Below are 16,986 nucleotides of genomic sequence, written 5' to 3' on the forward strand. Positions count from 1 at the left end.
CGCAGTGTTAAGCCACAACGCAAGCATTACAACGTAAGGTGAAACGCGCCGGCTGACGCCCGTCAGCCGGCCCACGCAGCACAGCGAGCCGTCCTCGGCACTCACTCGCCACTCATTGACACACACGCGCCGCGACATCGCCTGGCGTCGCGGCCAGTGAGGCGGCGAAGGCAGCGTCTTCAGCGGACAGCCCGCGCATTACCGAACAGGTGGTCAATCATGCGTCCTCTGCGCCTACCTCTCATGCATGCCCATCCCCAGACAGAAAAAGAACGCGAAGCCCGCAAAGCCAATTCCGCCCGCTGGCTGGTGTCGCCCTCAGTCGCAGTACTCGTGCTGTGGATGGCGATACCGCTGGCGATGACGATCTGGTTTTCGTTCTCGCGCTATAACCTGCTGAATCCGGATCTCAAAGGTTTCGCCGGATTCGACAACTACAAATATCTCGCCACCGATCCGTCGTTCGGACCGTCGATCGGGCACACGCTCGAACTGATCATCTCGGTGCTGGTGATCACGGTGGTGGGCGGCGTGCTGATGGCGATCCTGTTCGACCGTAAGTTCTACGGCCAGGGCATCGCGCGGCTCCTGGCCATCGCGCCGTTCTTCGTGATGCCGACGGTCAGCGCGCTGATCTGGAAGAACATGATCCTGCACCCGGTGTATGGCCTGATCGCGCAGGGCATGCGCGCGATCGGCATGCAGCCGATCGACTGGTTCGCCGACTATCCGCTCACGGCCGTGATCATGATCGTCGCGTGGCAGTGGCTGCCGTTCGCGTTCCTGATTCTGTTCACCGCGATCCAGTCGCTCGATCAGGAGCAGAAGGAAGCGGCGCGCATTGACGGTGCGGGTCCGTTTTCGATGTTCTTCTACATCACGCTGCCTCACCTGAGACGGGCGATCGCGGTGGTGGTGATGATGGAGACGATTTTCCTGCTGTCGATCTTCGCCGAAATCTATACGACCACGGGCGGCGGTCCGGGCACCGCGACCACTAATCTGTCGTACCTGATCTATTCGCTGGGCCTGCAACAGTTCGACGTCGGTCTCGCTTCGGCTGGCGGCATTCTGGCTGTCGTGCTGGCTAACATCGTGTCGTTCTTCCTGGTGCGGATGCTCGCGAAGAACCTGAAAGGGGAGTACGAAAAATGAGCCACGTTGCCTCTACACCGGCGTCCACCACGCCCGCGGTTGCCGTTACCGTGCCCACCAAGTCGCCGTTCGACGCGATCCGCCGCGGCATTCCCGGCGTGATCGCCTGGCTGGTCGCGCTGCTGCTGTTCTTCCCGATCTTCTGGATGACGATCACCGCGTTCAAGACGGAGCAGCAGGCGTATTCCTCGTCGCTGTTTTTCATCCCGACGCTCGATAGCTTCCGCGAGGTGTTCGCGCGCAGCAATTACTTTTCGTTCGCGTGGAATTCGATCCTGATCTCGGCGGGCGTCACGGTGCTGTGCCTGATTCTCGCCGTGCCGGCCGCGTACGCGATGGCCTTCTTTCCGACGCGCCGCACGCAGAAAGTGCTGTTGTGGATGCTGTCGACCAAGATGATGCCGTCGGTCGGCGTGCTGGTGCCGATCTATCTGCTGTGGAAGAACAGCGGCCTGCTCGATACGGTGTCCGGACTGGTGATCGTCTACACGCTGATCAATCTGCCGATTGCGGTGTGGATGTCGTTCACGTACTTCGCTGAAATTCCGCGCGACATTCTCGAAGCAGGACGGATCGACGGCGCGGCGACGTGGCAGGAAATCGTCTACCTGCTGATGCCGATGTCGTTGCCGGGGCTCGCCTCCACCGCGCTCCTGCTGGTGATCCTGTCGTGGAACGAAGCGTTCTGGAGCATCAACCTGTCGAGTTCGAACGCCGCACCGCTGACCGTGTTCATCGCGTCGTATTCGAGTCCTGAAGGTTTGTTCTGGGCGAAGCTTTCCGCAGCGTCGCTGCTCGCGGTGGCGCCGATCCTGATCGTCGGCTGGCTGTCGCAGAAGCAACTGGTGCGCGGCCTTACGTTCGGGGCGGTCAAATGACGGCAGGCACGAGTGCAGGCCCGACTGTCGGTCAATTCGCGCTGATCTGCGATTGCGACGGCGTGCTGATCGACAGCGAAGCCGTGGCGGCGCGCATGCTGGTGCACGAACTCGAGGCGCGCTGGCCCGACGCCGATGTCGAACCGGTGGTGCTGCCGCTGCTCGGCTTGCGCATCGAAAAGGTCCTGGAAGGCACGGCGGCGCAACTTGGCAGGCGCCTCAGCGGTGAGGATATCGAGGCGATCCGCCGAGCGGTGGAGGCAGCGGCGATGCAGGCGCCGACGGTCGTTGGAATCGAGACCGCGCTCGCGCAGGTGCCGCTCACCAAAGCCTGCGCGAGCAACAGTTTCCGCCCGTATGTGGAGAACGTGCTGGTGCGCACGGGCCTCGTGAAATTCTTCGGCAACCGGCTTTTTTGCGCCGACGCGGTGCCGAATCCGAAGCCCGCACCCGATGTCTATCTTGCTGCCGCACTGGGTCTCGGCCTCGCACCGTCCGCCTGCCTCGTGGTGGAAGACAGCGTGACGGGCGTGACGGCGGCCGCGGCAGCGGGCATGACGGTGCTGGGCTTTATCGGCGGCGGTCATGCGAGTGACGCGCAGATCGACGCCTTGCATGCAGCGGGCGCGCGTACCGTATTCGACGACATGCTGCAGTTGCCGGACCTGGTCGCACAATGGACATTGAGCGCGACAGCAGCGGCGCCGTAAGCGCGGCCGCGTTGGCATCGTACTTGGTACAGCACCTGGATCAATGAATTAACGCAGTAAGAGCAATACACGGAGAGACATCATGGCAAGCGTAACTCTGCGCAACATCAGAAAAGCCTACGACGACAACGAAGTGATGCGCGACATCAACCTCGACATTCTGGACGGCGAGTTCGTCGTGTTCGTGGGCCCGAGCGGTTGCGGTAAATCGACGCTGATGCGGATGATCGCCGGCCTCGAAGACATCACCGGCGGCGATCTGACCATCGACGGCACGCGCGTGAACGAGGTGCCGCCCGCCAAGCGCGGCATCGCGATGGTGTTCCAGTCGTACGCGCTGTATCCGCACATGACGCTGTACGACAACATGGCGTTCGGCCTGAAACTCGCCGGCACCAAGAAGCCGGAGATCGACGCCGCCGTGCGCAACGCGGCGAAGATTCTGCACATCGACCATCTGCTCGATCGCAAGCCGAAGCAGCTTTCGGGCGGGCAGCGCCAGCGGGTTGCAATCGGCCGCGCGATCACGCGCAAGCCGAAAGTGTTCCTGTTCGACGAACCGTTGTCGAATCTCGACGCCGCGCTGCGCGTGAAGATGCGCCTCGAATTCGCGCGTTTGCACGACGAGCTGAAGACCACGATGATCTACGTGACGCACGATCAGGTCGAAGCCATGACGCTGGCCGACAAGATCGTCGTGCTGTCGGCGGGCAATGTGGAGCAGGTCGGCAGCCCGACCATGCTGTATCACGCGCCGGCCAATCGCTTCGTCGCGGGCTTCATCGGGTCACCGAAGATGAACTTCATGGAAGGCGTCGTGCAGTCGGTGACGCACGACGGCGTCACGGCGCGCTACGAAACCGGCGAGACGCAGCGCGTCGCGGTGGAGCCGGGCACGGTGAAGCAGGGCGATAAGGTGACTGTGGGTATTCGTCCGGAACATCTGCACTTCGGCATGGCCGACGACGGCGTGTCGGCACAAACCATGGCGGTTGAATCGCTCGGTGACGCGGCGTATCTGTACGCGGAATCGAGCGTGGCGCCGGATGGCCTGATCGCGCGGATTCCGCCGCTCGAGCGCCACAGCAAGGGCGAAACGCAAAGGGTCGGCGCCACCCCTGAGCACTGCCATCTGTTCGACAGCGAAGGGAAAGCCTTCCAGCGGAAGATCGTGGAAGTACTGGCTGCGTGAGTCAATGAACGGGAAAGCGGCGGGTGCGCCGCTTTCCTTTTTAATTCAGGCTTCGAGCGCCGCGCGTGCGCACAACTCGTCGGTCACCAGCCCCGACAACCAGCCGCCTTTAAGCACCGCGATCAGCGCTTCACGCTTGCGCTCGCCGCCGGCAAACCCGATGGTGGGGCGCCGCGGCGGCGAGTCGAGTGCGATGCTGGTGACGCGCCGGCCGGTCGGCGATTCGACGTGCGCGCCGGCCGCGTCGATCGGCAGGCCGAGCATTTCGGCCACCGCGCCGTTCTGCATCAACTCCTTCACTTCCGCGGACGTGATAAAGCCGTCTTCGTGCAGCGGACATTTCGGCCCGATATTGCCGATGCCAACGAACGCGACATCCGCTTTAGCCGACAGCGATTCGACGATCCGGTATAGCCGGTGATTGCACCACTGCGCGCGTTCGGCCTCGCTATCGGCGAGCAATGGCGCGGGCAGCAGAAAATGCTTGCCGCCGGTCTTCTCCGAGATGTGCAGCGCGACGTCGTAGCGGTTCGAGGAGCCGTCCGAGGCGATCGCCCCGACCATCGATACCAACCGGTGCTGCGGACGCTCCAGCTGCGCGATCTGATCGACCGCGGCCTTGAGCGTACGGCCGCTGCTTACGGCGACCACCATCGGCTTGTCTTCGCCGAGATAGCGTTCCATGACCTGCGCGCCGGCCACCGCCAGCTTGCGGTCGACTTCCTCCGAGGTGTCGCTGTCGATCGGTACGACTTCGCACATACTCAGGCCGTAGCGCTTCGAGAGTTGATCGGCGAGCGCGAGGCAATCGGCCAGTTTGTGATCGACGCGCACGCGAATCAGGTTCTTTTCCACCGCGAAGGCGACCAGCCGTTGCGCGACCGGACGTGACACCTGGAGTTTTTCGGCGATCTCGTTCTGGGTATTGCCTGCGACGTAGTAAAGCCACGCGGCGCGGGTAGCAAGATCTAATTTTTCTGTGGACTTGGGCACGGTGACGGTTCGCTTGAAGTGCGGCGATGATAGCAGCCGGTCCCCGCCTCTCAACGGGAACCAGCCGTGCTTTTCCGGTTAGGCGAGCGGTTGCCGCGCGGGGTCGAACAGCGGCCGCACGTGGCGGTAGAGCGCGCGATACGCTTCGAGCCGGTGGCGCAATTCGGCATGCCGTCGCGGGTTGGGCGTGAACTCCTTTTCGATCGGCGGCTTGGTGAGCACCTTGGCCGGGTCGCCGCCGGCGGCCAGCCAGCCAAGGCGCGCCGCGCCGAGCGCCGCGCCGGTTTCGCCGCCGCCGTGTTTGCGGGTGGCGGTGTCGAGCGCGTCGGCGAGCAGTTGCGCCCAGTAGTCGCTGCGCGCGCCGCCGCCGAGCAGGGACAGCGCCTTCGCTTCGGTGCCGGCCGCGCGCAACGCGTCGAGGCCGTCGGTGAGCGCGAGCGTCACGCCTTCGAGTACCGCGTAGCCGAGCAACGCGCGATCGGTCGCGTGATTCATGCCGAAGAACACGCCCTGCGCGTAGGGGTCGTTGTGCGGCGTGCGTTCACCGGACAGATAGGGCAGAAAGAGCGGCGCGCTGGTCAATGCCTCCGCGGGCAGCGCTTCGATTTCGGCGAGCAGTGTCGGTTCGTCGGTTGAGGTGAGCTTGCAGACCCAGCGCAAACAGCTTGCCGCCGACAGCACCACGCTCATCTGATGCCAGCGATCCGGAATCGCGTGACAGAACGCGTGTACCGCGGAAGCGGGATTCGGCCGGAAACTGTCGCCGACCACGCACAGCACGCCCGACGTGCCGAGCGAGACGAAGCCGTCGCCCGGTTGCGTCGCGCCGATGCCGATCGCGCTCGTGGCGTTGTCGCCGCCGCCGGCCGCGACGATCACGCCGTCGCTCAAACCGAACTCGCGCGCCACGGCGGGCAGCAGCGTGCCGGACGGCGCGCTGCCTTCGCACAAGCTGGGCATCTGCGCGCGCGTCATGTTGCAGGCGGCGAGCAATGAATCGGACCAGTCGCGTTTCGCGACGTCGAGCCACAGCGTGCCGGCGGCATCTGATGGATCGGACACCTTGCCGCCGGTCAGTTGCAGGCGCAGGTAGTCCTTCGGCAGCAGCACGCAGGCGGTCTGCGCGAAGATGTCCGGTTCGTGGCGCGCAACCCATAGCAGCTTCGGCGCGGTGAAACCGGGCATCGCGAGATTGCCGGCCACGGTGTGCAACTCCGGCGCGCGCTCGGTCAACTCCGCGCACTCCTTGTCGCTACGCATGTCGTTCCACAGGATCGCGGGCCGCAACACGCGATTCTGTGAGTCCAGCAGCACGGCCCCGTGCATCTGCCCCGAGAGGCCGATGCCGCGAATCTGCGCGAACTCGTCGGGATGTCTGGCGCGCAACGCGGCCAGCGCCGTGCGCGTGCCAGCCCACCAATCTTCGGGATTCTGTTCAGCCCAGCGCTGATGCGGGCGCGAAACGGTAAAGGGTGAGCCTGCGGTGCCGATCACGCGTCCATCGGAGGCGAGCAGCAGGACTTTCACTTCGGACGTGCCGAGGTCGATGCCGAGATACATGGGCGCGAAACCTTCGTCGTTAGAGATGCGCTACTTTAGCCGCATAGGGCGCGCGGTGCCATGCGGTTTAAGCCTGGCACCGGCATGGTTCGGGTGGTTGGCGTGGTTCGATACAGCGCGGGTCAAGCCGCGCCGCGTTTGGCGAGCCACACGTCGACACGCGCCAATGCGCCTGCCAACGCCGATTCCAACTCGGGCGTTTGCGCCATGCTGCCCCACAGCGGGCGGTCGGCAGCGAACGCCTGCAACGGATCGGGCGCGCTAAAGAAAGCACGGGCGACACGCTCGTCCATCACGCCGTCCTGATACGCATACGGCAGCGTGCCGGCGTTCCAGCGTTCGAGGAAGCGGAAGAACAGCGCCGGCAAGATTGCCGTCGCCGCCGGCGTGACGCCCCGTTCGAAGCATTCCGAGAGTGTCGGCGCGATAAAGCCGGGCAGCTTTGAAAAGCCGTCGGCCGCGACCCGCTGGTTGGTGTCCTGGATGTAGGGATTGCCGAAGCGTTCGAGCACCACGTCGCGATAGCGTTCGAGATCGAGCGGGCTAGGCGTGAGACACGGAATCACGTCTTCGGTCACGTAGTCGAAGGCAAATTTATTGATATCCGGGTCGAGCGTGCCTTCGTGGATGTAGTTCAGTCCGACCAGCGTGGCGGCCCACGCAATGCAGCTATGCGTCGCATTGAGGATGCGGATTTTCGCTTCCTCGTACGGCAGCACCGAGTCGACCAGTTCTGCGCCGACCTTTTCCCACGCGGGACGTCCGGCGATGAAACGATCTTCGATCACCCATTGAATGAAGGATTCGCCCATCACCGGGCAGGTATCGTCGACGCCGGTGGCGGCCTTGACGCGTTCGCGCACGTCCGGCGTCGGACGCGGCGTGATGCGATCGACCATCGAGCTTGGACACGCGGTGTTGTCGTTGAACCATTGAGCCAGTTCTTCCGCGCCGCGCCGTTCGAGGAATTCGCTCATCCCCGCGTGAAAACGCTCGCCGTTGCTGCGCAGGTTATCGCAGGTTTGCAGCGTGACCGGACCGGCGCCACGCTTCATGCGCGCGTCGAGAATCGCCGCGAGCGCACCATAAATCGTCGTGTGACCACCGTTCAGATCGGCCGCGAGATCCGCATTGGCCGTGTCGAGCGCGTCGTGTTCGTCGAGGTAATAGCCGCCTTCGGTGACGGTGAACGCAATGATCTTGCAGGCCGGATTGGCGCCCGCTTCGATCAGCGCGTCGAGACTCTCGGTCCATGGCACCACCCGCTCAATCGAACGAATCGTCTCGTACGCGCGCTCGCCCTGCGGCGTCACGGTCTCGAGCGTATAGACGCCGTTTTGCGCGGCGAGCGCGTCGAGCACCGCGTTCATGTCGCTGCGGATATTGCCCACAGTCAGCGACCAGTGCTGCTCGCCCGCCACCTTCGCCTCGTTCAACCGATGCAGATACCACGCCTGATGCGCGCGGTGAAACGATCCCGCGCCGATGTGCAGGATCACGTGTGCGGCCGCGCCGCTGCCTTGCCCGCTGTTCATGTGCGTCTCCTGAATGTCTTCGACCGCACGGCTCGGGGCGTGCGTTTTTCTCGGTGGCGGAGCATTTGCTCTGCATGTGAGCGAATGATCGTACCCGGCGAATCGAATGTCAAGGCGAGGTCAGCGGCTTTTCGTGGCGCAGCGCGGCGTGGCGGGGCTTTCGGCGCGACGCGCGAGGCGCCCGCGCGTTGCGGGACGTGTCTCGCGGTGCGTATTGCATTGCATCAAATTTGACTTTCATCGCGCCAGGACTAACCCGAATGCAAAAAAGTATCGGTCCGCGGTTTCATTTTTAGTGGTGGAGAAGGCGTTTGGGCGCTACTTTTCGGTCTACAAGACGACGCTCAGCGGCACCCGCAACGCGCCGCTTCATGGAGGAAGACACGATGCAACCCGATCTGGAACTCGTCGTCGTACGGCGCGACGAATCGTTCAAAGTGTGGTCGCACGGCTATCCGTACCGTACGGTGCGCTGGCACTTTCACCCGGAATTCGAAATTCATCTGATCGTGGCGACAACCGGCAAGATGTTCGTCGGCGACCATATCAGCAGCTTTGCGCCTGGCAACCTGGTGTTGATGGGACCGAACCTGCCGCACAACTGGGTCAGCGACGTGCCGGAAGGCGAGACGATTGCGCAGCGCAATCTGGTGGTTCAATTCGGGCAGGCGTTCGTGTCGAATTGCATGGGCAGTTTCCCGGAGTGGCGCCAGGTCGAGGCGCTGCTTGCCGACTCGCGCCGCGGCGTTTCGTTTGGTGGAGAAACGAGCGCCGCGATCCAGCCGTTGTTCCTCGAATTGCTGGCCGCGCGCGGACTGCGCCGTCTGGTGCTGTTCATGTCGATGCTTGAAATCCTGATGAACGCCGAGGACCGCGAGATGCTCGCGAGTCCTGCCTATCAGGCGGACCCGACCGGGTTCGCGTCGACGCGCATCAATCACGCGCTCTCGTATATCGGCAAGAACCTGTCTAACGATCTGCGCGAGTCGGACCTGGCGCAACTCGCCGGACAAAGCGTGAGTGCATTTTCGCGTTACTTCCGCCGTCATACGGGGCTGCCGTTCGTGCAGTACGTGAACCGCATGCGTATCAATCTCGCATGTCAACTGCTCACGGACGAAGAGCTGAGCGTCACCGATATCTGCTTCAGGGCGGGCTTTAACAACCTGTCGAATTTCAACCGGCAGTTCCTCGCGGTGAAGGGGATGGCGCCTTCGAAATTCCGCCGCTATCAGCAACTGAACGATGCAAGCCGCGACGCTTCCGAGGAGGCCGCCGCGCGCGGCACGGGCATCGACAATGCACCCGCGATCGTGCTTGCGCCAGGTTTGCCGCGCACCGGCGCGGCTGCTTATCCACCGACAACGTAGTCCTACGCAACGCCTCGAGCCGAAGCGTTTTAATTCACCCGCGTTTCAACTCCTTTCGCGCTGTCCGCAAACAGCGTGAGGGACGTGCTCATCTCATCGAACAGAGTCAATAGCGGAGACAACCATGACGCAATCCCCTTCGAAGCAGGCATCGCCGAAGATCTTCGCGCGCAGCACGGCCGCCCTGGCGGTGCTCGCATTCGGCCTGTCGTTCATCGCAGCACCGGCTGCACAAGCCGTGCCGTTGAAGATCGGCATGACGTTTCAGGAGTTGAACAACCCGTACTTCGTGACGATGCAAAAAGCGCTGAACGATGCGGCGGAGTCGATCGGCGCGACGGTCGTCGTCACCGACGCGCATCACGACGTCAGCAAGCAGGTGAGCGACGTCGAGGACATGCTGCAAAAGAAGATCGACATCCTGCTCGTGAACCCCACCGACTCGACCGGCATTCAATCGGCGGTGACGTCGGCCAAGAAAGCGGGCGTGGTGGTGGTCGCCGTCGATGCGAATGCCAACGGCCCGGTTGATTCCTTTGTCGGCTCCAAGAATTTCGACGCGGGTCAGATGGCCTGTGACTATCTGGCGAAGTCCCTTGGCGGCAGCGGCGAAGTGGCGATTCTCGACGGTATTCCAGTGGTGCCGATTCTCGAACGTGTGCGGGGCTGCAAGGCGGCGCTCGCGAAAGTGCCTGGCATCAAACTCGTGGATACACAGAACGGTAAGCAGGAACGCGCCACGGCGTTGTCCGTTACCGAGAACATGATTCAGGCGCATCCGAACCTGAAGGGCGTGTTCAGCGTGAACGACGGCGGCTCGATGGGCGCGCTCTCGGCGATCGAATCATCGGGCAAGGACATCAAGCTGACCAGCGTCGACGGTGCGCCGGAAGCGATCGCCGCGATCCAGAAGCCGAACTCGAAGTTCATCGAAACGTCCGCGCAATTCCCGGCCGACCAGGTGCGTATCGCGCTCGGCACTGCGCTCGCGAAGAAGTGGGGCGCCAATGTGCCGAAAGCCATTCCTGTCGACGTGAAGATGATCGACAAGAGCAATGCCAAGGGCTTCAACTGGTAAGTCGAATGCTCGTCGCTGAATTTCTTCGATGCGGCGACGAGCAGTAGAGGAGGACCCGATGGACACGATACTTAAGCTCGACAACGTCACCAAAAGTTTTCCCGGTGTGAAGGCGCTGCAAGGCATTCATCTGGAAATCGCGCGCGGTGAGATTCATGCATTGCTCGGTGAAAACGGTGCGGGCAAATCGACCTTGATGAAGATCCTGTGCGGCATTTATCAGCCGGATGAAGGCACGATCACCATCGCGGGTGAGACGCGGCACTTCACTAACTACCACGACGCGGTCGCCGCGGGTGTCGGTATCGTGTTTCAGGAGTTCAGCCTGATTCCGTACCTGAATGCGGTAGAGAACATGTTTCTCGGCCGTGAATTGAAGAACGGTTTCGGTCTGCTCGAACGCGGCAAGATGCGGCGTGCGGCAGCAGCGATTTTTCAGCGATTAGGCGTGGCGATCGACTTGTCGGTGCCGATTCGTGAACTGTCGGTCGCGCAGCAGCAGTTTGTTGAAATCGGCAAGGCGTTGTCTTTGGAGGCGCGCATTCTGATTCTCGATGAGCCGACCGCGACGCTGACGCCTGCCGAAGCTGAACATCTGTTCGCGATCATGCGCGATCTGAAGAAGCAGGGCGTCGCGATGATCTTCATCTCGCATCACCTTGAAGAGATCTTCGAGGTGTGCGACCGCATTACGGTGCTGCGCGACGGTCAATACGTCGGCATGACTGAGGTTGCACAATCGGATGTCAGCCGTCTGGTGGAAATGATGGTGGGCCGCCGCATCGAAAACAGCTTTCCGCCGAAGCCACCGCTACGCGACGATGCGAAGACCGTGCTCGACGTCGACAATCTGCAGTTGCTCAAAGACAGTCCGATGCTGAGCTTCACACTGCGTGAAGGCGAGATTCTCGGTTTTGCGGGACTGGTCGGCTCGGGCCGTACGGAAACCGCACTGGCCGTGATCGGTGCGGACCCGGCTTATGTGAAAGCAATCCGCGTCAACGGCACGACCGCGAAACTCTCCGATCCCGCCGATGCCTTGCGTGCCGGCGTCGGCATTCTGCCGGAGAGCCGCAAGACGGAAGGTTTGATTACCGATTTCTCGATCAAGCAGAACATCTCGATCAACAACCTCGGCAAATACCGCTCACTGCGTTTCTTCATCGACCAGCGCAGCGAAGCGCGCGCGACCGCCGACATCATGAAGCGCGTCGGCGTCAAAGCGCCGACGATGCACACCGAAGTCGCGACGCTATCGGGCGGCAATCAGCAAAAGGTGGTGATTGCGCGCTGGCTGAATCACCACACCAACATTCTTATCTTCGACGAACCGACGCGCGGCATCGACGTCGGCGCCAAAGCCGAAATCTATCTGCTGATGCGCGAACTCACCGCGCGCGGCTACTCGATCATCATGATCTCGTCCGAACTGCCGGAGATCGTCGGCATGTGCGACCGTGTCGCCGTGTTCCGGCAGGGCCGCATCGAAGCGATGCTCGAAGGCGACGAGATCGACTCGAACGCCGTGATGACCTATGCAACAGCCGGCACCCGTGGAGCAGCTCATGAACACGCCTAGTCCTTCTTCGTTGCCGAAAACGTCGCCTGTCAGCGGCAATACGCCGGGCGCGCCGGTGCGCTTTACATGGGCCGCGTTGAAGCGCTCGACGCTGTTCTATCCGTTCATCGGCTTGCTGGTGGTTTGCGTCGTGATGGTATTCGCGAGCGACAGCTTTCTCTCCGCCGCGAATATCGAGAACGTGCTGCGCCAGGTGTCGATCAACGCGATCATCGCGGTGGGCATGACGTGCGTGATTCTGACCGGCGGCATCGACCTGTCGGTTGGCTCGGTGATGGCTTTGGCGGGCACGCTCGCCGCGGGCCTGATGGTCGCCGGAATGAATGCGGTGGCCGCGTTGGCGGTCGGCATCGCGGTCGGTCTGGGCTTCGGCGCGGCGAACGGGTTCTTCGTGGCGTTCGCCGGCATGCCGCCGATCATTGTCACGCTGGCGACGATGGGTATCGCGCGCGGCCTCGCGCTGATCTACACGGGCGGCTATCCGATCGACGGCCTGCCTGACTGGGTCAGTTTCTTCGGCGGCGGCAAGATTCTCGGCGTGCAGGCGCCGGTCGTAATCATGGTGGTGATCTATGCAATCGCCTGGGTGTTGCTCGAACGCATGCCGTTCGGTCGCTACGTGTATGCGATTGGCGGTAACGAACAGGCGACGCGTTTGTCTGGCGTGCGCGTGGCGCGCGTCAAGCTGATCGTCTACACGCTCGCGGGCTTGACCTCCGCCTTCGCCGCCATCGTGTTGACCGCACGCTTGATGAGTGGCCAGCCGAATGCGGGCGTCGGCTTCGAACTCGATGCCATCGCCGCCGTGGTGATGGGCGGCACTTCGATTTCCGGCGGATGTGGTTCGATCATCGGCACTTTGATCGGCGCACTGTTGCTCGGCGTGCTGAACAATGGCCTGAACATGGTCGGTGTGAATCCGTACGTGCAGAACGTCATCAAGGGCGGAATTATTTTGTTGGCGATCTACATCAGCCGCGACCGCAGAAAGTAACTCTTAAACGACCTCTTTTTAGCAGGACGATGCAATGACTCAATCCACGCAATCCGATCAGCAAAACATGACCGCGATCGTCTGCCACGCACCGAAAGACTATCGCGTCGAACAGGTGTCCAAACCTCGGGCCCGCGCACATGAACTGGTGATTCGCATTGCCGCGAGCGGCATCTGCGCGAGCGACTGCAAATGTCATTCGGGCGCGAAAATGTTTTGGGGCGGCCCGAGCCCATGGGTCAAAGCTCCGGTCATTCCGGGGCACGAGTTCTTCGGTTTCGTCGAAGAAATCGGCGAGGGCGCGGCCGATCATTTCGGTGTGAAGATCGGCGACCGCGTGATCGCCGAACAGATCGTGCCCTGCGGCAAGTGCCGTTATTGCAAATCCGGCCAGTACTGGATGTGCGAAGTGCATAACATCTTCGGCTTCCAGCGCGAAGTCGCGGACGGCGGCATGGCCGAGTACATGCGTATTCCGCCAACGGCAATCGTCCACAAGATTCCCGACGGCATCTCACTCGAAGACGCAGCCATCATCGAACCGCTCGCCTGCGCGATTCACACCGTGAACCGTGGCGACCTGCAACTCGACGACGTGGTGGTGATAGCCGGTGCGGGACCGCTTGGCTTGATGATGACGCAAGTCGCACATCTGAAAACACCGAAGAAGCTTTTGGTGATCGATCTGGTTGAAGAGCGCCTCGCACTCGCGCGTGAATATGGCGCGGACGTGACGATCAATCCGAAACGGGACGACGCGCTGGCGATCATTCATTCCCTAACCGACGGCTATGGTTGCGATGTCTACATCGAAACGACGGGCGTGCCGATCGGTGTCAATCAGGGCATGGAGATGATTCGCAAGCTTGGACGCTTCGTCGAGTTTTCCGTGTTCGGTGCGGATACGACGCTGGACTGGTCGGTGATTGGCGACCGCAAGGAGCTCGATGTACGCGGCGCGCATCTCGGCCCATACTGTTATCCGATTGCGATCGACTTGCTGGCGCGCGGACTCGTTACGTCGAAGGGTATTGTCACGCACGGCTTTTCGCTGGAAGAATGGGACGAAGCGATCAAGATCGCCAACTCGCTCGATTCGATCAAGGTGTTGATGAAACCGCGTGCCTGAGTTGAGGGTTCGGCGCAGCGCGGGTCAAGAACGAGCGGCACATAAAACGGAGACTGTATGGACTACGTCATCGGCGTCGATATCGGCACGCAGAGCACCAAGGCGCTGCTGGTCGATCAGCACGGCGCGATCGTCGCGCAGCATGCGTCGAGCTATCAGCCGGATACGCCCAAGCCGCTTTGGGCCGAGCAATGGCCGGCAGTGTGGTTGAAGGCGGTGGTGGAATGCATCGGGGCGTGCGTCGGCAAAGCGAAGGCGGCGGGTGTTGAGGCGAAATCGATCAAAGCCGTGTGCGCAAGCAGCCTGTATGGCGGCTCGGGGATTCCTGTCGATAGCGAAATGCGGCCGCTTTATCCGTGTCTGATCTGGATGGACAGGCGCGCGACCGATCAGGTCGAGTGGGTGCGTGAAAACATCGACCTCGAGCGCTTGTATGCAATCACGGGCAATGGTGTGGACAGCTACTACGGTTACACGAAGATGATGTGGTTGCGCGACCACGAGCCGGATGTATGGGCGCATACGCGTTACTTCCTGCCGCCGAATGCCTATGTGATCTATATGCTGACTGGAGAGATCGCCGTTGATCATAGTTCGGCGGGCAATATCGGCGGTATCTACGACATCGCCAAGCGTGACTGGTCGGATGAAGCGCTCGACATGCTCGGTATTCCCGCGACGATGATGCCGGAGCGCCTGGTGGAATCGTCGGACCTGGTGGGCGGATTGTTGTCGCAGTGGACCGGGCAGCTTGGATTGGAGCCGGGCACGGCGATCGTCGCGGGTGGCGTGGATGCGGCGGTGGCGACGTTTGCCGCGGGTGTGACGCGCGCCGGGCAGCACGTTGCGATGATCGGTACGAGTATGTGCTGGGGGTATATCAATCAGCGTGTCGATGCGCGGCATGGGTTGATCAGCATGCCGCATGTGTTCAACGGTCATCGCGATGTTTATGTGTTTGGCGGCGCGATTACGGCGGGTGCTTCGGTGACGTGGTATCGCGAGCAGTTCTGTCGCGCGGAGACTGAGGCGGCGCGCGCGATGCCGGATGGAGATCCGCATCGGTTGCTGGAAGAAAGCGCCGCGCGGATCCCGGCGGGTTCGGACGGCGTGATGTTCCTGCCGTATTTGATGGGCGAGCGCAGTCCAGTGTGGGATGCAAAGGCGAGTGGGGCATTTGTCGGCTTGAGCCTGTTTCACACGCGGGCGCATCTGTATCGCGCGGTGTTGGAGGGCGTGTCGTTCGCGTTGAAGCACAACATCGAAGCGGGACGTAAAGGTGCGCAATCGCTGGATGACAAGCTGATCGTCGTGGGCGGCGCCGCGCATTCGGATTTGTGGATGCAGATCATTGCGGACATCACCGGCTATCCGGTCTATACGATCGAGCAGCACGTGGAGGCAGCGATGGGCGCGGCGTTGCTGGCGGGCGTCGGTGTCGGGCTGGTATCGCGTGAAGAGGCGCAGCGCGGATGGGTCACGCTGATTGAGCGTGCGGAGCCGAACGCCCAACGGATGGCGTTGTACGAGCAACGCTTTGGTGTTTATACGGATTTGTATCCGGCGTTGAAGCCGGTCATGCATCGGTTGCAGACATCATGAATGCTACGTTTGATTTTTCGGGTCGCTCGATTCTTGTGACCGGGGCGTCGAGTGGGATTGGGCGGGCTACGGTTGAAGCGTTGTGCGCGTCCGGCGCGAATGTGGTCGCGGCGGCGCGGAATGTGAATGAACTCGCGCGGTTGGCTGAGGAAACGGGCTGCGAGCCATTGACGCTCGATGTGAGCGATGAAGCGGCGATTGACGATGCATTAGGTTCGCTCGATGTATTCGATGGACTCGTGAACTGTGCGGGGGTTGCCTTGCTTGAGCGCGCGGTGGATACGACTGGCGCGAGTTTCGATCGCGTGATGGGGGTCAATGCGCGAGGGGCGGTGCTGATTGCCAAGCATGTGGCCCGCGGGATGATCGATGCTAAACGCACCGGCAGTATCGTGAATGTCTCCAGTCAGGCCGCGCTCGTGGCGCTCGATGATCACTTGAGTTATTCAGCTTCGAAGGCGGCGCTCGATGCTGTTACGCGTGCGCTGTGCGTTGAACTGGGACGTTTCGGCATTCGGGTGAATAGCGTTAATCCTACGGTGACGTTAACGCCGATGGCGGTGCAGGCATGGAGCGATCCTGTTAAACGCGATCCGGCTTTAAAGGCGATTCCGTTAGGGCGCTTCGCTGAGTCGGCTGAGATCGCTGCGCCGATTATGTTTTTATTGAGCGATGCGGCTTCTATGATTAGCGGGGTTTGCTTGCCGATTGATGGGGGGTATACGGCTAGGTGATGTGTTTGCGCGCGCCTTTTTCTTGTGCGTGTGGCCTACAACGATACCACTCGCGTGCCAACGAGCGTGAGCGACCAATCAATGAAGACGGCTAAAAAACCGCACAAGAATAGCTGCCGAGCGCTCACATTTCTCCTGCTCAACTGGTAACCGAGGATTGCGAATAGAAAGGGCGGCCCGAGCACGACTAGTGCAAGACCTACGATCATGTGCGCGTCACTGGTGTATACGTCAATGCCAGCACACACGCCGGGTTTCGCTCGGCAGTAGCTCGGATAAGCCTTGCACAATCTGACGTCTATAGCACCCCACGCCAGTACGCTCACGAACCCGAGAAGACCGAAACAAGCCATTGTGAAGAAACACCTATTCATTCGATTTCCGCTTGGACTAACCCTGGCGGCTCGAACGGCGCGCTTTGGTGATGATCCCGCCAGCGATCGCAAGCACCAAGGCACCGGCCAATGCACAGCGAAG

Annotated in this window: 14 protein-coding genes; 11 read left to right on the plus strand and 3 right to left on the minus strand. The window is 61.7% G+C overall.

The genetic code is table 11. The features are described 5' to 3' along the window. Window positions 1-219: 219 nt before the first annotated feature. The 4 genes from B0G76_RS02250 to B0G76_RS02265 all read left to right on the plus strand — a co-directional run bounded on the left by B0G76_RS02250 (window position 220) and on the right by B0G76_RS02265 (window position 3,935). Window positions 220-1,155: a carbohydrate ABC transporter permease gene (locus B0G76_RS02250; protein WP_120289766.1), complete on the plus strand. Its 936-nt coding sequence runs from the start codon at window positions 220-222 to the stop codon at window positions 1,153-1,155. Continuing rightward, window positions 1,152-2,033 carry a carbohydrate ABC transporter permease gene (locus B0G76_RS02255; RefSeq protein WP_120289768.1) on the plus strand — a complete coding sequence of 294 codons (882 nt, stop codon included), beginning with the start codon at window positions 1,152-1,154 and terminating at the stop codon, window positions 2,031-2,033. The genes B0G76_RS02250 and B0G76_RS02255 overlap by 4 nt, the downstream gene beginning before the upstream one ends. After that, window positions 2,030-2,743: an HAD family phosphatase gene (locus B0G76_RS02260; RefSeq protein ID WP_120289770.1), complete on the plus strand. Its 714-nt coding sequence runs from the start codon at window positions 2,030-2,032 to the stop codon at window positions 2,741-2,743. The genes B0G76_RS02255 and B0G76_RS02260 overlap by 4 nt, the downstream gene beginning before the upstream one ends. 82 nt (window positions 2,744-2,825) lie before the next feature. Further along, window positions 2,826-3,935 (plus strand): ABC transporter ATP-binding protein, encoded by a 1,110-nt coding sequence (locus B0G76_RS02265; protein ID WP_120289772.1) that lies wholly within the window; start codon window positions 2,826-2,828, stop codon window positions 3,933-3,935. Between the two features lie 45 nt (window positions 3,936-3,980). On the opposite strand, the gene B0G76_RS02270 is transcribed toward B0G76_RS02265, so the two are convergent. The 3 genes from B0G76_RS02270 to dalD all read right to left on the minus strand — a co-directional run bounded on the left by B0G76_RS02270 (window position 3,981) and on the right by dalD (window position 8,023). Then, entirely contained in the window at window positions 3,981-4,928 is a 948-nt protein-coding gene (locus B0G76_RS02270) for a sugar-binding transcriptional regulator (protein WP_120289774.1), read from the minus strand. 78 nt (window positions 4,929-5,006) lie between these two features. Continuing rightward, entirely contained in the window at window positions 5,007-6,488 is a 1,482-nt protein-coding gene (xylB, locus tag B0G76_RS02275; RefSeq protein WP_120289776.1) for a xylulokinase, read from the minus strand. Between the two features lie 122 nt (window positions 6,489-6,610). After that, entirely contained in the window at window positions 6,611-8,023 is a 1,413-nt protein-coding gene (gene dalD, locus B0G76_RS02280; protein WP_120289778.1) for a D-arabinitol 4-dehydrogenase, read from the minus strand. Between the two features lie 386 nt (window positions 8,024-8,409). Between dalD and B0G76_RS02285 the strand changes: the two genes are divergently transcribed. From B0G76_RS02285 to B0G76_RS02315, 7 genes are all read left to right on the plus strand, one after another. Then, window positions 8,410-9,393, plus strand: coding sequence for an AraC family transcriptional regulator (locus tag B0G76_RS02285; protein ID WP_120296144.1), 984 nt, complete (start codon window positions 8,410-8,412; stop codon window positions 9,391-9,393). A 124-nt stretch (window positions 9,394-9,517) separates the two neighbouring features. Further along, window positions 9,518-10,471 (plus strand): substrate-binding domain-containing protein, encoded by a 954-nt coding sequence (locus B0G76_RS02290; RefSeq protein WP_120289780.1) that lies wholly within the window; start codon window positions 9,518-9,520, stop codon window positions 10,469-10,471. Window positions 10,472-10,529: 58 nt separating this feature from the next. Next, entirely contained in the window at window positions 10,530-12,050 is a 1,521-nt protein-coding gene (locus B0G76_RS02295) for a sugar ABC transporter ATP-binding protein (RefSeq protein WP_120289782.1), read from the plus strand. Then, on the plus strand, window positions 12,037-13,044 hold the full coding sequence (locus B0G76_RS02300) for an ABC transporter permease (RefSeq protein WP_120289784.1): 1,008 nt from the start codon (window positions 12,037-12,039) through the stop codon (window positions 13,042-13,044). Before B0G76_RS02295 ends, B0G76_RS02300 begins: the two co-directional genes overlap by 14 nt. A 34-nt stretch (window positions 13,045-13,078) precedes the next feature. Then, window positions 13,079-14,173 carry an alcohol dehydrogenase catalytic domain-containing protein gene (locus tag B0G76_RS02305; protein ID WP_120289786.1) on the plus strand — a complete coding sequence of 365 codons (1,095 nt, stop codon included), beginning with the start codon at window positions 13,079-13,081 and terminating at the stop codon, window positions 14,171-14,173. A 57-nt stretch (window positions 14,174-14,230) separates the two neighbouring features. After that, window positions 14,231-15,775, plus strand: coding sequence for an FGGY-family carbohydrate kinase (locus B0G76_RS02310; protein WP_120289788.1), 1,545 nt, complete (start codon window positions 14,231-14,233; stop codon window positions 15,773-15,775). Beyond that, window positions 15,772-16,509 carry an SDR family oxidoreductase gene (locus tag B0G76_RS02315; RefSeq protein WP_120289790.1) on the plus strand — a complete coding sequence of 246 codons (738 nt, stop codon included), beginning with the start codon at window positions 15,772-15,774 and terminating at the stop codon, window positions 16,507-16,509. Before B0G76_RS02310 ends, B0G76_RS02315 begins: the two co-directional genes overlap by 4 nt. Window positions 16,510-16,986 lie beyond the last annotated feature (477 nt).

Source organism: Paraburkholderia sp. BL23I1N1, assembly GCF_003610295.1.
Classification (GTDB): Bacteria; Pseudomonadota; Gammaproteobacteria; order Burkholderiales; family Burkholderiaceae; genus Paraburkholderia.

Bases quoted from the DNA above. Each gene is read 5' to 3' on its own strand.
- B0G76_RS02250 (WP_120289766.1), top strand. From the start codon at position 220: ATGCGTCCTCTGCGCCTACCTCTCATGCATGCCCATCCCCAGACAGAA.
- B0G76_RS02255 (WP_120289768.1), top strand. From the start codon at position 1,152: ATGAGCCACGTTGCCTCTACACCGGCGTCCACCACGCCCGCGGTTGCC.
- B0G76_RS02260 (WP_120289770.1), top strand. From the start codon at position 2,030: ATGACGGCAGGCACGAGTGCAGGCCCGACTGTCGGTCAATTCGCGCTG.
- B0G76_RS02265 (WP_120289772.1), top strand. From the start codon at position 2,826: ATGGCAAGCGTAACTCTGCGCAACATCAGAAAAGCCTACGACGACAAC.
- xylB (WP_120289776.1), bottom strand. From the start codon at position 6,488: ATGTATCTCGGCATCGACCTCGGCACGTCCGAAGTGAAAGTCCTGCTG.
- dalD (WP_120289778.1), bottom strand. From the start codon at position 8,023: ATGAACAGCGGGCAAGGCAGCGGCGCGGCCGCACACGTGATCCTGCAC.
- B0G76_RS02285 (WP_120296144.1), top strand. From the start codon at position 8,410: ATGCAACCCGATCTGGAACTCGTCGTCGTACGGCGCGACGAATCGTTC.
- B0G76_RS02290 (WP_120289780.1), top strand. From the start codon at position 9,518: ATGACGCAATCCCCTTCGAAGCAGGCATCGCCGAAGATCTTCGCGCGC.
- B0G76_RS02295 (WP_120289782.1), top strand. From the start codon at position 10,530: ATGGACACGATACTTAAGCTCGACAACGTCACCAAAAGTTTTCCCGGT.
- B0G76_RS02300 (WP_120289784.1), top strand. From the start codon at position 12,037: ATGAACACGCCTAGTCCTTCTTCGTTGCCGAAAACGTCGCCTGTCAGC.
- B0G76_RS02305 (WP_120289786.1), top strand. From the start codon at position 13,079: ATGACTCAATCCACGCAATCCGATCAGCAAAACATGACCGCGATCGTC.
- B0G76_RS02310 (WP_120289788.1), top strand. From the start codon at position 14,231: ATGGACTACGTCATCGGCGTCGATATCGGCACGCAGAGCACCAAGGCG.
- B0G76_RS02315 (WP_120289790.1), top strand. From the start codon at position 15,772: ATGAATGCTACGTTTGATTTTTCGGGTCGCTCGATTCTTGTGACCGGG.